Origin of the sequence: Thermus sp. NEB1569 (assembly GCF_022385295.1) — a bacterium.
GTDB classification, from domain to species: Bacteria; Deinococcota; Deinococci; order Deinococcales; family Thermaceae; genus Thermus; species Thermus scotoductus.
Genome location: NZ_CP092445.1, coordinates 303,331 through 316,383, shown reverse-complemented (window position 1 = coordinate 316,383; position 13,053 = coordinate 303,331). Strand labels below are relative to the sequence as shown.

The following is a 13,053-nucleotide window of genomic DNA, read 5'->3' as shown; positions in this document are numbered from 1 at the left end:
CCCTATTCCTAATCCCCACCCTAGCCAAGCCTGGAGGGTACTAGCCCCTCGAGGCCAGCCCCCGCTTCAGGAAAAACCCCGCCCCAAGGCCCAGGAGAAACCCCACCAGCAGGAAGATAAAGGCGAAAGCCCCGGTGGAAGCCAGGTGCCAGCCGAAGAACCAGTAGCTGCACACCGCATACCGCTCCACCTGCACCCGGACCAGCTCCGGCAGGTCGCGGCTACTGGTGAAGTTGATGAGAATAATGGCCACAAGCAGGATAGCCAGGGTCAGGGCAAGCCCCCACTTCAAAATCGGGAAAACACTTCCTTTCATGTCCCAAGCTTACCAAAGGAAAGACCCTTTCCGGGGTACTTCCGCCTCCTCCTAAGGCCCCGGTTCCCGGTAAAGGTAACCTGGTAGCGCCCCGGTGCAGGGCCTATAATCGGCCTATGGTCAGGACCAGCTTACGGGACGAGGCCCTTTTTCAGCTCATCGCCCTGGAGGAAAAGCGCCAGCGGGAAGGCCTGGAGCTCATCGCCAGCGAGAACTTCGTCTCCGCCCAGGTGCGAGAGGCGGTGGGAAGCGTCCTCACCAACAAGTACGCGGAGGGCTACCCGGGTGCCCGCTACTACGGGGGATGCGAGATCATCGACCAGGTGGAAAGCCTGGCCATCGAGCGGGCCAAGGAGCTCTTCGGGGCCGCCTGGGCCAACGTCCAGCCCCACTCCGGCTCCCAGGCCAACATGGCGGTGTACATGGCCCTCATGGAACCGGGGGATACCCTCATGGGCATGGACCTGGCCGCGGGAGGCCACCTCACCCACGGCTCCAAGGTGAACTTCTCCGGGAAGCTCTACAAGGTGGTCTCCTACGGGGTCCGGCCCGACACCGAGCTCATCGACCTGGAGGAGGTGCGACGCCTGGCCCTCGAGCACCGGCCCAAGGTGATCATGGCGGGCGCCAGCGCCTACCCCCGCTTCTGGGACTTTAAGGCCTTCCGGGAGATCGCCGAGGAGGTGGGGGCCTACCTGGTGGTGGACATGGCCCACTTCGCTGGCCTGGTGGCGGCGGGGCTCCACCCCAACCCCCTCCCCCACGCCCACGTGGTCACCAGCACCACCCACAAGACCCTAAGGGGCCCGAGGGGTGGGCTCATCCTCTCCAACGACCCGGACCTGGGCAAGAAGATCGACAAGATCATCTTCCCGGGCATCCAGGGCGGGCCCCTGGAGCACGTGATCGCCGGCAAGGCGGTGGCCTTCTTTGAGGCCCTGCAGCCCGAGTTCAAGGAGTATAGCCGGCTGGTGGTGGAAAACGCCAAGCGCCTTGGCGAGGAGCTGGCCAAAAGGGGCTACCGCCTGGTCACGGGGGGAACCGACAACCACCTCTTCCTCCTGGACCTCCGCCCCAAGGGCCTGACCGGCAAGGAGGCGGAGGAGAAGCTGGATGCCGTGGGCATCACCGTGAACAAGAACGCCATCCCCTTTGACCCCAAGCCCCCCAGGGTCACCTCTGGGATCCGCATCGGCACCCCGGCCATCACCACCCGGGGCTTCACCCCGGAGGAGATGCCCCTGGTGGCGGAGCTCATCGACCGGGCCCTCATGGAGGGGCCCTCGGAGGCCCTGCGGGAGGAGGTTAGGCGGCTCGCCCTCGCCCACCCCATGCCCTAGGGAAGCCTTAGAGAAAAGAGGGGGTGTGGGGGAGCTATAATCCCCCGGTTTTTAAACCGGGGATACATGGACTCCCCCACGTCCACCACAGGTGGACACGGATTTGGTACAGTGTAGAAGAAGCCAGCCATGCGTAAAGCCTTCAAATACCGCCTTTACCCCACCAAGCCCCAGGTGAAAGACCTGGAGCGCACCCTTGAGCTTTGCCGTGAGCTGTACAACGCCGCCTTGCAGGAGCGTAGGGATGCTTACAAGAAGGCCGGGAAAAGTGTCGGCCTCTACCAACAGAAGAGGTACCTGCCCCAGATACGAGAGGAACTGCCCCAGTACACAAGGGTCCACTCCCAGGTTCTCCAGGATGTTCTTCATCGGGTGGACAAAGCCTTCCAGGGCTTCTTCCGGAGGCTCAAGGCCAAGAAGGGTAAGGCGGGATACCCCCGCTTCAAGGGGAAGGGGCGCTACGACTCCTTTACCTTCCCCCAGGCCTACAAAACCGGGGTCAAGCTCCAGGATGGGGGAAGGCGTGTACTCCTCTACGGGATTGGTTCCGTCAAGGTCAAGCTCCACCGCCCTTTGGAAGGGAAGATCAAGACGGCGACGGTTAAGCGGGAAGGCGAGCATTGGTACATCATCTTCATCACCGAGGTGGACCCCAAGCCTTTGCCTCCAAGCGAGGAGGCCATCGGCATAGACCTGGGCACCAACCCCCACTTCCTCGTTACCTCGGAAGGGGAGATGGTCGAGGCCCCCCGGTACCTCCACAAGGCGCAAGCCAAACTCGCCGCCGCACAGCGCAGCCTTGCCCGCAAGAAGCGGGGCAGCCGTCGTCGCGAGAAGGCCAGAAAGCGGGTTGCCAAGCTGCACCGCAAAATCGCCAACCAGCGCAAAGACTTCCACCACAAACTCGCCAGGAGGCTCGTAAACCGCTACGGAACCATCGTCCACGAAGACCTGAACGTTCAAGCCCTTTCCCGCTCCCATATAGCCAAGGGCGTACAGGATGCGGGCTGGGCCCAGTTTCTCGCAATCCTCGCCTACAAAGCGGCGGAAGCTGGTAGGCGAGTCATCAAGGTAGACCCCAAGTACACCAGCCAGGACTGCCCGGTGTGCGGCCATAGGGAGAAGAAGCCTCTCTGGGTGCGGGCGTACACCTGTCCCCAGTGTGGGGCGCTTCTCCACCGGGATGTGGCCGCCGCTCAAAACATCCTGGCAAAGGCCTGGACGGGGCCTTCGGGGGAGACCCTGCGTGCTTTCCCGCAGGGAAACACCCCGAGAAGCCCTGGACTTTAGTCCGGGGAGTCGTCACAATGGAAGAAGATGCTCAAGCGCCTCGAGGTGCGTAACCTCGCCGTCATCCGCGAGGCTACCCTGGAGCTCGGGCCTGGGCTCAACGTCCTCACCGGGGAAACCGGGGCGGGGAAAAGCCTCCTGGTGGACGCTTTAGCCCTCCTCCTGGGGGCCAGGTCCGAGGGGCTTTTGGGGCCTTTTGGCGATAGCCTCCTGGTGACCGCCTTCTTCCAAGGTGAGGGCGAGGAGCGCATCCTTTCCCGCCGCGTCGGGGGCCGCTCCACCCCCCGGATCGATGGGGAGGTGGTGAGCCTCAAAGAACTCCAAGAGGAGGCGGAAAGGTGGCTTTCCCTCCACGCCCAGCACACGGCCATCGCCCTCCTCTCCCCCAAAAGGCAACGGGAGCTTCTGGATACCCTGCTGCCCCCGGGCCTCCTCCAGGAGTACGGGGAGGCCTACAGGAAGCATCAGGCCCTCCTTGCGGAAAAACGCACCCTGGAGGAAGCCCTGAGAGCCAAGACCGAGCGGGAGGACCTCTTGCGCTTCCAGCTCAAGGAGATCCTGGAGGCAAGCCCCAGGCCTGGCGAGGACCAGGAGCTTTTAGCCGAGGCGCAAAGGCTTCGCCATTTGGAAGCCCTGAGGGAGCGCTCGGGAAAGGCCTACGCCCTCCTGGCGGAAGGAGGTGCCCTGGATCTTCTTCAGGCAGCCCTGCGGGAGCTAAGGGCGGGAAGCCGCTTTGACCCGGCCCTCGAGGCCCTGGCTAAGGACCTGGAGGCGACTTTGGAGGGAGGCCGGGCCGTGGCCCGGGAGCTGGAGGACTACCTGGAAAGCCTGGAAGGAGATCCCAGCCGTCTGGCCCAGCTGGAGGAGCGCCTTTCCCTTCTGGAAAGGCTTAAGCGCAAGTACGGCCCCACCCTGGAGGAGGTCCTGCGCTACCGGGAAAGGGCAGAGGAGGAGCTGAAGGCCCTGGAGGGAGGGGAAGAGCGGCTTTTGGAGCTGGAAAGGGCTTTAAGGGTGGCCTCGGGGGCCCTCTATAAAGCGGGGGAGCGCCTTTCCGAAGCCCGCCTCGAGGCGGCACGGAAGCTGGAGAAGGAAATGGAGACGGAGCTTTCCGCCCTGGGTTTCCCGAAAGCCCGCTTCCAGGTGGAGCTCAAGCCTCTTCCCGAACCCGGACCCCAGGGCCTGGAGGAGGTCCTCTTCCGCTTCTCCGCCAACCCCCACCTTCCCCCCGCTCCCCTTTCTGCGGCCAGCGGCGGGGAGCTCTCCCGCATCGCCCTAGCTTTAGCCCTCCTCACCGGGGCCGAGGCCCCCACGGTGGTCTTCGACGAGGTGGACACCGGGGTGGGCGGGGAAACCGCCTGGAAGGTGGCGGAAAGGCTCGCCCAGCTGGGCCAGGCCCGGCAGGTCCTGGTGGTCACCCACCTGCCCCAGATCGCCGCCCGCGCAAAGAGGCACCTCAGGGTGGTGAAGGAGGGGGAAGAGGTGCGCATCGAGGTGCTGGAAGGGGAGAAGCGCATACGGGAGCTCGCCCGCCTCCTCTCCGGCCAGTACACCGAGGCCGCCCTGGCCCACGCCCGCCTCCTTCTGGAAGGAAACGGCCACCTTGCACAGGATTGGGTGGAGGCCCAGGAATGAATCCCCTCGAGGCTCCCTACCCCGTCTATCTTGTCCGGGAAACGGAGGTGGTGCGCAACTCCCTGGCCGAAGGCCTCCCCCTCCCCCAGGGGGACACCCTGGAGGTGGTGCTGGCGACCATGAACCTGGATAGCTTCTCGGACCCCGAGGCCTTCGGCTCCCTTTCCCTGGAGCTGGCCCAGGCCTTCGCCCTGGAAGCCGCCCTCCTCCTCAAGGACCTTAAGGAGCGCCAGGCCCTGCAGGAGGCCGCCCGCACCGACCCCCTCACGGGCCTCGGCAACCGCCGGGCCCTGGAGGAGGCCTTTCCCCTGCTCCTGCAGGAAGCCCGGACCCTGGGGGAGCCTTTGTCCCTGATCTACTGGGACCTCAACGGCCTTAAGGCCTTGAACGACCGGGAGGGCCATGCAGTGGGCGACCAGGCCCTGAAGAGCCTGGCCCAGGCCCTAAGAAACCTCTCCCGCCGCCGCGACGTGGCCTTCCGCATCGGCGGGGATGAGTTCGTGAGCCTCCACCTGGGCCTGAAGGCGGAGGAGATCCCCGCCCTCATCGCTCGGCTTCAGGAGAACCTGCCCTACCAAGTGGCCGCAGGAGGGCTTCTGGTGGAGGGGGAGGACCTGGAGGCCCTCCTCAAGGAGGCCGACAAACGCATGTACCGGGCCAAGAGGGCTAGAAAAGGGCTTTAACCCCATCCGCCACGTACTGCACCGCCAAGGCCGCCAGGAGGATCCCCAAGACCCGGGTAACCACGTTCACCCCCGTGCGGCCCAGGGCCCGGCGCACCTGGGCCGCAAGCCGGAGGAACACATAGGCCAGGGCCAGGACCAAAAAGACCGTGAAAAGGACCACCACAAAGCCCAGGGGTTCCTTCCGGGCCTCTGCGGCAAGGATAAGGACGCTGGCCAAGGCCCCGGGGCCGGCGATCAAGGGAATGGCCAGGGGAAAGACGGAGATATCCGCCCGGAGGCGGGCCTCATCCTTTTCCTCTTCCGTTTCCCGCTCGTGGTGGGCGAAAACCATCTCGGTGGCGATGCGGAAGAGGAGGATGCCCCCGGCGATGCGCAGGGCCTCGAGGCTGATCCCCAGGTAGCCCAAAAGCCCCCGCCCGAAGAAAAAAAAGGAGACCAAAAGCCCCCCCGCCACCAGCACCGCCTTCCTGGCGATCTGGGCCTGTTTCCTTTGAGGACGGTCCCCGGCCAGGGCCAGAAAGACCGGCACCAGCCCCACCGGGTCCATGACCACGAAGAGGGTGAGGAAGGATTTGAGGAAAAGCTCCAGCACGAAGGCCTAAAGGCGCATCTTCCCCGCCACGAGGAGTTCCCCGAACTCCTCCTCCAGGGCCCTCGCCCCTTCCTCGGTCCGGGCCACCACCAGGATGGTATCCTCCCCCGCCAGGGTGCCCACGATCTCGTCCCGTTTGAGGCGGTCCATCAAAAGGGCGATGCCGGAGGCGTGGCCCTCCGCCGTCTTCACCACCAGGATATTCCCCCCCCGGTCCACGTCCTTGACAAAGAGGCCAAACTGCCGCTTCAGCTCCTCGTAAACGTCCTCGGGAAGCTCCATGGAGGGCAGGGCGTACTTGTGCCGCCCCTTGCCCAGGGAAACCCGGGCCAGCCTCAGCTCGGCGATGTCCCGGCTCACCGTGGCCTGGGTCACCTCAAACCCCAGCTGCCTCAGGCGCTCCACCAGCTCCTTCTGCGTGCCGATCTCCTCCCGGCTCACGATCTCCTGAATGGCGCGGTGCCGCTCCGCTTTGCTTCGCATAGACACCCCTCTAACCCTTCCAGAACTCTTTAACCAAGTCCAGTATACGGTCGGCCACCTGCCGCTTGGGCATGCGGGGGAGTTCCAGCACCCGGCCATCCCGCAGGAGGAGGACCACCTCGTTCTCGAGGCTGCCGAAGCCCACTCCCTCCCGGTTCACCCAGTTGAGGACGATGAGGTCCAGGTTCTTGCGGAGAAGCTTCTCCTTGGCCCGCGCCAGGCCCTCCCCGGTTTCCATGGCGAAGCCCACCAGGACCCTCGGTCCCTTGTTCTCCCCCAGCTCCTTGAGGATGTCGGGGTTGGGAAGGAGGCGGAGAACCTTCTCCGCCGCCACCTTGGGCTCCTTCTCCCGGCTCACCTCCGCCGGGCGGTAGTCGGCCACCGCCGCCGCCATCACCACCGCCTGGGCCCAGGAATAGCGCCCCAGAATGGCCTCGCGCATCTCCAAGGCGCTTTCCACCCGCACCACCTCCACCCCCCAGGGGGCGGGCAGGGCCGTGGGCCCGGAAACCAGCACCACCTCCGCCCCCCGGTCCCGGGCAGCCTCGGCCACGGCGTAGCCCATGCGGCCCGAGGAAGGGTTGGAAAGGTAGCGCACCGGGTCCAGGTACTCCCGGGTGGGGCCGGCAGACACCAGAAGCTTAAGGCCCTTAAGGTCCTTGGGGGTGAGGAAGGCCTGAAGCCTCTCCAAAAGCTCCTCGGGCTCCAGCATCCGTCCCCATCCTTCCCCCTCCCCCACCGCCGCCAGAGGTCCGTGGGCGGGGCCGAAGAGGGCATGGCCCATGCCCTCGAGGGTCCGGGCATGCTCCTGGGTCCTGGGGGAAAGCCACATGGCCTCGTTCATGGCCGGGGCCCAGGCCACCCGCTTAGCCCCTGCGAGAAGCGTGGCGGAAAGGAGGTCGTCGGCCAGGCCCAGGGCCGCCTTGGCCATGGCGTCGGCGGTGGCGGGAGCCACCAAAACCACATCGGCCCAGCGGGCGAGTTCTATATGTAAGGCCCGGCCATCCGGCCTGAACCAGGCCTCCTCCGTGGCCACCTCCCCTCCAGCGGCCACCGCCAGGGAAAGGGGGGTGATGAACTCCAGGGCCCTGGGGGTGGCCAGGACCCGTACCTCGTGGCCCTGGCCCCTGAGAAGACGGAGGAGGTGGGGGGCCTTGATGGCCGCCACCCCCCCCGTCACCGCCACCAGGACCCGGGCCACCTACTCCTCCTCTTCCACCGGGTAAAGCCGCTCCATCTCCCTCTGCAGGCGGTCCTCGGGCACCAGGTTCTCCCCGAAGACCAGCCTTCCCGTGAGCATCTCCTTCATGGCCCAGGTGACGGGGTTGGGGTCGTCCAGGATCCCCTCGAGGGTCCGCATCTTGGGCCTTTCCTCCGGTTCCAACACGGTGTTCTTAAAGCGGTGGCGGAGAAGCTGCTCCGCCCGCTTGGCCACCACCACGGTGAGCCGGTACTTGGAATCCACCATGTCAAAAAGCTTGTCAATCCCGGGTTCCGCCATAACTCCTCCGTAGAATCTCGTCCAGCTCAGCTTCCAGGTCCTTATCCCGCTTCAAGGCCCTCTCCAAGGCGGGGCCCATCCTGGGGGTGCGCCGCCTCTCGGCGGTAAGGATGGCCAGGAAGTCGGCCACCGCCTCCTCCAGCACCTCGTTCACCACCACGTAATCAAAGAGGTGGGCGTTTTGAATCTCCCATTCCGCCTGCTTTAGGCGCTTCTCAATCTTCTCGGGACTATCCTTGCCCCGGTAGACCAGACGCCGCCTCAACTCGGAAAGGGAAGGGGGCAGGAGGAAGATGAGGACCGCCTCCGGTACCTTCTTGCGCACCTGCAGGGCTCCCTGGACCTCGATCTCCAGGAGGACATCCTCCCCCCGGGCCAAGGCCCGCTCCACCGGAGCCTTGGGGGTACCGTACAGGTGCCCCACGTACTCGGCGTGCTCCAAGAACCCATCCTCCCGCAACAGGGCCTCAAAGGTGGCCCTGTCCACAAAGTAGTAGTCCACCCCATCCCGTTCCCCGGGACGCGGGGGACGGGTGGTCATGGAGATGGAGTAGAAGAGGCGGGTGCGCTCCAGCACCTTGGCCCGCACCGTGCCCTTCCCCACCCCGCTGGCCCCGGTCATGACGAAAAGGCGGCCCCCCATACCCCTCACCCCGGGAGGATACCAAAGCCACCTGGAGGAGGCAAGGATTTTTGTGACCTATAACACACTACCCGCGTGGTACACTTGGCCCCGTGGCCTGGTACGAGGGCGCTTTCTTCTACCAGATCTTTCCCGACCGCTACTTCCGGGCTGGCCCTTTCGGAAAGCCTGCCCCGGCGGGTCCTTTGGAACCCTGGGAAGCACCCCCCTCCCTCAGGGGCTTCAAGGGGGGAACCCTCTGGGGCATAGCGGAGAAAATCCCCTACCTCAAGGACCTGGGGGTGGAAGCCCTTTACCTGAACCCCGTCTTCGCCTCCACCGCCAACCACCGGTACCACACCACGGACTATTTCCAGGTGGATCCCCTCCTGGGGGGGAACATGGCCCTAAGGCACCTCCTGGAAGTCGCCCACGCCCACGGCATGCGGGTCATCCTGGACGGGGTCTTCAACCACACGGGTAGGGGCTTTTTTGCCTTCCAGCACCTTTTGGAAAACGGAGAACAAAGCCCCTACCGGGACTGGTACTACGTGAAGGGTTTTCCCCTAAACCCCTATAGCCGCCACCCCAACTACGAGGCCTGGTGGGGCAATCCTGAGCTTCCCAAGCTCCGGGTGGAAACCCCGGCGGTGCGGGAGTACCTCCTGGAGGTGGCGGAGCACTGGATCCGCTTCGGCGCGGACGGCTGGCGGCTGGACGTGCCCAACGAGATCCCCGACCCCGAGTTCTGGCGGGCCTTCCGCAGGAGGGTCAAGGGAGCCAACCCTGAGGCCTACATCGTGGGGGAGATCTGGGAGGAAGCCGACTTCTGGCTCCAGGGGGATATGTTCGACGCCACCATGAACTACCCCTTGAGCCGGGCCATCCTGGGCTTCGTGGGGGGAGAGGTCCTGGACCAGGAGCTATCCTCCCGCTCGGGCCTGGGGCGGATCGAACCCCTGCAGGCCCTGGCCTTCAGCCACCGCCTGGAAGGCCTCTTCAGCCGCTACCGCCCGGAGGTGGTGCGGGCCCAGATGAACCTCCTCACCTCCCACGACACCCCCCGCCTCCTCACCCTCCTTAGGGGAAGCGTGGAGCGGGCTAAGCTGGCCCTTTCCCTGCTTTTCCTCCTGCCTGGAAACCCCACGGTGTACTACGGGGAAGAGGTGGGGATGGAAGGGGGCCACGACCCGGAAAACCGGGGAGGGATGATCTGGGACGAGGCCCGTTGGCAGGAGGAAATCCGCCAAACCGTGCGGCGCATGGCCCGCCTGCGCCAGGAACACCCTGAGCTCCGCACCGCCCCCTATCAGCGGGTCTATGCCGCAGACGGGCACCTGGCCTTCACCCGGGGGCCCTACCTGGTGGTGGTGAACGCTTCTCCTGAGCCTTTCCGCCAGGATTTTCCCCTGCATGGTGCCCTGCCTCGAGGGGCCCAGGCCGTGGACCTCCTCTCCGGGAAAACCTGCACCCCGGCAGGAGGACGCCTTTGCGGGCCCGAGCTTCCCCCCTTTTCCGTGGCCATCTGGGTGGAGGTCTAGGGCCAGGCTCCTTCAAAGCGCAGGAGCCAGGCCTTAAGCCCTTCCTGCCCGGCAAACCCCCCAAGCCGCCCGTCGGCGTGGATCACCCGGTGGGCAGGCACCAGGAGGAAAAAGGGCGAGGCCCGCATCCCCGCCCCCACCGCCCTCGGGGAAAGGCCAAGCTCCCGCGCCAGGCTCCCATAACTTTCCGTGCGCCCGTAGGGGATAAGGCGCACCCTCTCGTAAAGGGCCACCCGTTTGGGGGAAAACCCCGTGTAGTCCAGGGGGATGTCCAAAAAATCGGGCTTTTCCCCGGCAAAGTAGGCCAGCACCCGCTCCCGCACAGCTTCCGCCAAGGGGCCCCTGGCCTCGAGGCCCCGGGGGAAGAGGGTGGGCTCCAAACGCCGCACTCCCCCAGGGCTCACCTCGAGCCACAAAGGACCGATGGGCGTGGGAATCAACATGGCTCCTTAGCGGGGTCGGCCGAGGCTATCTTGTGGCCCAAGCCTCCTCGGGGTCCGAAATCCCACCCAGCAAAAGGTCGGAGAGGAAGGTGCCGGGGAAGTAATGCCCGAGGATCTCCCGGTACCCGTACCCTGCCTCCGCCATGCCCTTGGCCCCCCACTGGGAAAGCCCCACCCCGTGCCCTGCTCCCCGGCCCTCCGCCTGCCAGCCCCTAAACTCCACCAAGGCCGAAGGCAGGCCCAGGTTCCGCACCAGCCGCTGGGCCTCCGGGCCCTGCACCTCCACCCCCAAAAGCCGCAGGCGCCACACCCTTCCCGAGGCGCTTCGCTCCAGCACCACCGGGGAATCCCCAGGGGAGCCAGCCTGGGGCGTACGGCCCATGGCCCTCAAGGCCGCCGCCGCCCGCTCCGGGCTCACGGAAAGCTGCCACTGGCTTTTGGGACCCCGGGCGTAGGGGTCCGGCCTCGGCCGCAAATAGGGCAGGGCCTTCTGAAAGACCTCCTCGCTCCCTGCGGTCATACCCCCGGAGTCGGCGTGGTAGAGAGCGGAAATGGCCCTTCCCTGGTAGCTGAGGACCTTCCCCCGGGTACCCCTCACCGCCTCAGTATGCCTGGGGGTTTCCACGGCCAAGCCCAGGTAGACCTGGCAGATCTCGCTGGCGCAGAGGTCGTAAGGAGCCCGGGGATTCAAGCGGTTCACGGCGAAGGTGCGGGCCACCACCGCCTGGGCCTTTAAAGCCTCCTGGGGGAAGCCCTCGGGCATCTCGGCAGGGAGGACGCCGAGGAGGTAGTCCTCCAAAAGGACCTGGTTCACCACCCAAAGCCTCCCCCCCTGGGCAAGAAGGCGCACCCCACCCCTATAGGTGCGCCCATCAAGGCGGAAATAGGGTCCGGGAAACTCCCAAAAGGGCTGGAGCCTGCCCTCCACCCAGACCCCTTGGGCCTCCCCCCTGGCCCGCACGGTTCCCTGGCCCTCCGGCAGGAGAAGGGATACCTCCTGGCCCTCCGGCACCTCCTTAAGGAGCACCCTGAGGAGGAGGTCCTCCTTCTGGCCCCGGGAGGGCAGGAGCCAGACCAGCAAAAGGAGGCATGCCAGAAGGGCACCCTTTAACCCATGCGTCATATACTGCCCCCATCCTACCACCTAGCCCAAAACCAAGGTGGCCTTTCCCGAGATGGGTGCCTCCTGGAGCTTAAAGAGGGCCTCCGGGTGGCGCAAGGCGTACATGGCGAAGGGGTAGACCCGTTCCTGGGGCAGGCCTCGAGGCAAAAGGTGCCGCTTGAGGCGCTCCAGGTGATGCAGAAGGACCGCATCCCGCCCCATGCGGGCGCGAAGGAGCTTCTTCAAAAGCCTTTCCCCCTCCCCCTTCAGCCTCGCCTGGAAGCGGCGGAAAGGCCTTTCCAAGGTGGGCTCCAGGGCATGGGCCTTCTGGCCCAGGGCCTCCACCTCCTCCAAGAGGCGCAAAAGCTCGGCCTCGAGGCCCCTGAACCCTTCCAGCACCTCCTTGACAGCCTTAAGAAAGGCATCCTCCCCCCCATCCACAAACGCCCAGGGATCCAGGCGGTACCTCTCCACAATGCGGCGGATGGGAGGCTCCAAAACCACCGCCCTCAGGCGAAGGAAGAGGGCAGGCATGGGGATGCCGTAAAGGGCGTAGACCCCGGAAAGCTCGGCCACATACCGGAACTCGTTGGGACCCACCACGAAGCCCGCCGTGGGCAGAACCAGGTCCTGGAATACCGGCCTCAAGCCCGCTGCGGGGGTGAGGCGGCTGGGATCGGTCCTGAGGATCTCCAGAAGCTCCTTTTTGCCGTAGCGGCGCACCCCGTCGGTAAAGGCACCATCCTGGTAAAAAAGCAGTCTTCTCTGGTCTGTTTCTAAAAAAAGATTGGTGGCTCCTGGCTTGCGCTTCAAAGGAGGCTTGCCCCCCAAAGCGCGGATGCGCTCCGCCTCCTGGTTGATGGCCTGGGCGCTTGAGCTGGGGTCCTCCAGCTCCCTTTCCAGGGCCTTTTGGAAAAGGGGGGCAAGCTCCGGGGCCATGGGGTCAAAGGGAATGAGGCCCCGCTCCCCCAAAAAGGCCAAGAGGGTGCGGGCGAAAAACTCGGACAGGGTTTCCCCCTCGAGGGCGTAGGCCACCCGGGCATCCCGGGACCAGAAGCCCAGAAACTCCCTCACCGCCTCTCGGTAAGGGGCAAATGGAATCCGCCCTGCGGGAAGGGGCGGCAGGGGCAGGGACAGGGTACGCACCTCCTCCTCCAGGAGAAGGTGAAGGTGGCGCACCTCTTCCACATCGTGGTCCTGGGAAGCCACCCAGAAGAGGGAAGCCGCCCCCACCTTTTCCGCCAGGCCCAAGGCGGTGTGGGCCTTGTAGAAGGTCAGGGCCGGCCCTCCCAGAAGCCCCGCCTGCTGGCCCGTGACCACCGCCCCCTGCCCCAGGCCCTCGAGGGCCGCCAGGACCTCCCGTGGAGCCTGCAGACGCTTCAGGTAAGCGGTAAGCGCCGAAGAGAGTTGGGGATGTCCTTCCCGGCCCAAGCGCTCTTTGAGGACCTCTTCCCCCTGGGGTAGGCCCAAAAGCTGGGCCAGGACCTGGGCTTCCATGCTTCAAA

General features: G+C 65.5%; 14 protein-coding genes. 5 read left to right on the top strand and 9 right to left on the bottom strand.

What is annotated here, in order from left to right:
- Positions 1 to 40 precede the first annotated feature (40 nt).
- On the bottom strand, positions 41 to 316 hold the full coding sequence (locus MI302_RS02230; RefSeq protein WP_038030014.1) for a hypothetical protein: 276 nt from the start codon (positions 314 to 316) through the stop codon (positions 41 to 43).
- 116 nt (positions 317 to 432) lie between these two features.
- Here MI302_RS02230 and glyA point away from each other — a divergent pair, with 116 nt between their 5' ends.
- The 4 genes from glyA to MI302_RS02210 all read left to right on the top strand — a co-directional run bounded on the left by glyA (position 433) and on the right by MI302_RS02210 (position 5,261).
- Positions 433 to 1,656, top strand: a complete 1,224-nt coding sequence (glyA, locus tag MI302_RS02225; protein ID WP_015718053.1) for a serine hydroxymethyltransferase — start codon at positions 433 to 435, stop codon at positions 1,654 to 1,656.
- A 129-nt stretch (positions 1,657 to 1,785) separates the two neighbouring features.
- Positions 1,786 to 2,946, top strand: a complete 1,161-nt coding sequence (locus MI302_RS02220) for a transposase (RefSeq protein WP_239726073.1) — start codon at positions 1,786 to 1,788, stop codon at positions 2,944 to 2,946.
- Positions 2,947 to 2,973: 27 nt separating this feature from the next.
- Complete coding sequence (locus MI302_RS02215; RefSeq protein WP_126213210.1) at positions 2,974 to 4,578, top strand: DNA repair protein RecN; 1,605 nt, start codon at positions 2,974 to 2,976, stop codon at positions 4,576 to 4,578.
- Complete coding sequence (locus MI302_RS02210) at positions 4,575 to 5,261, top strand: GGDEF domain-containing protein (protein ID WP_239726072.1); 687 nt, start codon at positions 4,575 to 4,577, stop codon at positions 5,259 to 5,261. Before MI302_RS02215 ends, MI302_RS02210 begins: the two co-directional genes overlap by 4 nt.
- Here the strand turns inward: MI302_RS02210 and MI302_RS02205 are convergent.
- From MI302_RS02205 to gmk, 5 genes are read right to left on the bottom strand one after another with little or no spacing between them, the layout of a single operon-like run.
- Positions 5,245 to 5,856: a MarC family protein gene (locus MI302_RS02205; protein WP_015718056.1), complete on the bottom strand. Its 612-nt coding sequence runs from the start codon at positions 5,854 to 5,856 to the stop codon at positions 5,245 to 5,247. The genes MI302_RS02210 and MI302_RS02205 overlap by 17 nt on opposite strands.
- Positions 5,857 to 5,862: 6 nt before the next feature.
- Positions 5,863 to 6,339 (bottom strand): arginine repressor, encoded by a 477-nt coding sequence (argR, locus tag MI302_RS02200; protein ID WP_015718057.1) that lies wholly within the window; start codon positions 6,337 to 6,339, stop codon positions 5,863 to 5,865.
- A 10-nt stretch (positions 6,340 to 6,349) separates the two neighbouring features.
- Entirely contained in the window at positions 6,350 to 7,540 is a 1,191-nt protein-coding gene (coaBC, locus tag MI302_RS02195; RefSeq protein WP_239726071.1) for a bifunctional phosphopantothenoylcysteine decarboxylase/phosphopantothenate--cysteine ligase CoaBC, read from the bottom strand.
- On the bottom strand, positions 7,541 to 7,840 hold the full coding sequence (gene rpoZ, locus MI302_RS02190; RefSeq protein ID WP_019550867.1) for a DNA-directed RNA polymerase subunit omega: 300 nt from the start codon (positions 7,838 to 7,840) through the stop codon (positions 7,541 to 7,543).
- Complete coding sequence (gene gmk / locus MI302_RS02185) at positions 7,821 to 8,483, bottom strand: guanylate kinase (protein WP_239726492.1); 663 nt, start codon at positions 8,481 to 8,483, stop codon at positions 7,821 to 7,823. The genes rpoZ and gmk overlap by 20 nt, the downstream gene beginning before the upstream one ends.
- A 92-nt stretch (positions 8,484 to 8,575) precedes the next feature.
- On the opposite strand from gmk, the gene MI302_RS02180 reads away from it, so the two are divergent.
- Positions 8,576 to 10,003 carry a glycoside hydrolase family 13 protein gene (locus tag MI302_RS02180; protein ID WP_239726070.1) on the top strand — a complete coding sequence of 476 codons (1,428 nt, stop codon included), beginning with the start codon at positions 8,576 to 8,578 and terminating at the stop codon, positions 10,001 to 10,003.
- Here the strand turns inward: MI302_RS02180 and MI302_RS02175 are convergent.
- The 3 genes from MI302_RS02175 to bshC are packed head-to-tail and all read right to left on the bottom strand — an operon-like array spanning position 10,000 to position 13,045.
- Positions 10,000 to 10,446: a methylated-DNA--[protein]-cysteine S-methyltransferase gene (locus MI302_RS02175; RefSeq protein WP_041438722.1), complete on the bottom strand. Its 447-nt coding sequence runs from the start codon at positions 10,444 to 10,446 to the stop codon at positions 10,000 to 10,002. The two genes, MI302_RS02180 and MI302_RS02175, sit on opposite strands and share 4 nt — an antisense overlap.
- Before the next feature lie 25 nt (positions 10,447 to 10,471).
- Positions 10,472 to 11,569 carry a SpoIID/LytB domain-containing protein gene (locus tag MI302_RS02170; protein WP_015718063.1) on the bottom strand — a complete coding sequence of 366 codons (1,098 nt, stop codon included), beginning with the start codon at positions 11,567 to 11,569 and terminating at the stop codon, positions 10,472 to 10,474.
- A gap of 21 nt (positions 11,570 to 11,590) precedes the next feature.
- Positions 11,591 to 13,045 carry a bacillithiol biosynthesis cysteine-adding enzyme BshC gene (gene bshC, locus MI302_RS02165; RefSeq protein ID WP_239726069.1) on the bottom strand — a complete coding sequence of 485 codons (1,455 nt, stop codon included), beginning with the start codon at positions 13,043 to 13,045 and terminating at the stop codon, positions 11,591 to 11,593.
- Positions 13,046 to 13,053 lie beyond the last annotated feature (8 nt).

Bases quoted from the DNA above. Each gene is read 5' to 3' on its own strand.
- MI302_RS02230 (WP_038030014.1), bottom strand. From the start codon at position 316: ATGAAAGGAAGTGTTTTCCCGATTTTGAAGTGGGGGCTTGCCCTGACC.
- glyA (WP_015718053.1), top strand. From the start codon at position 433: ATGGTCAGGACCAGCTTACGGGACGAGGCCCTTTTTCAGCTCATCGCC.
- MI302_RS02220 (WP_239726073.1), top strand. From the start codon at position 1,786: ATGCGTAAAGCCTTCAAATACCGCCTTTACCCCACCAAGCCCCAGGTG.
- MI302_RS02215 (WP_126213210.1), top strand. From the start codon at position 2,974: ATGCTCAAGCGCCTCGAGGTGCGTAACCTCGCCGTCATCCGCGAGGCT.
- MI302_RS02210 (WP_239726072.1), top strand. From the start codon at position 4,575: ATGAATCCCCTCGAGGCTCCCTACCCCGTCTATCTTGTCCGGGAAACG.
- argR (WP_015718057.1), bottom strand. From the start codon at position 6,339: ATGCGAAGCAAAGCGGAGCGGCACCGCGCCATTCAGGAGATCGTGAGC.
- rpoZ (WP_019550867.1), bottom strand. From the start codon at position 7,840: ATGGCGGAACCCGGGATTGACAAGCTTTTTGACATGGTGGATTCCAAG.
- gmk (WP_239726492.1), bottom strand. From the start codon at position 8,483: ATGGGGGGCCGCCTTTTCGTCATGACCGGGGCCAGCGGGGTGGGGAAG.
- MI302_RS02175 (WP_041438722.1), bottom strand. From the start codon at position 10,446: ATGTTGATTCCCACGCCCATCGGTCCTTTGTGGCTCGAGGTGAGCCCT.
- MI302_RS02170 (WP_015718063.1), bottom strand. From the start codon at position 11,569: ATGACGCATGGGTTAAAGGGTGCCCTTCTGGCATGCCTCCTTTTGCTG.
- bshC (WP_239726069.1), bottom strand. From the start codon at position 13,045: ATGGAAGCCCAGGTCCTGGCCCAGCTTTTGGGCCTACCCCAGGGGGAA.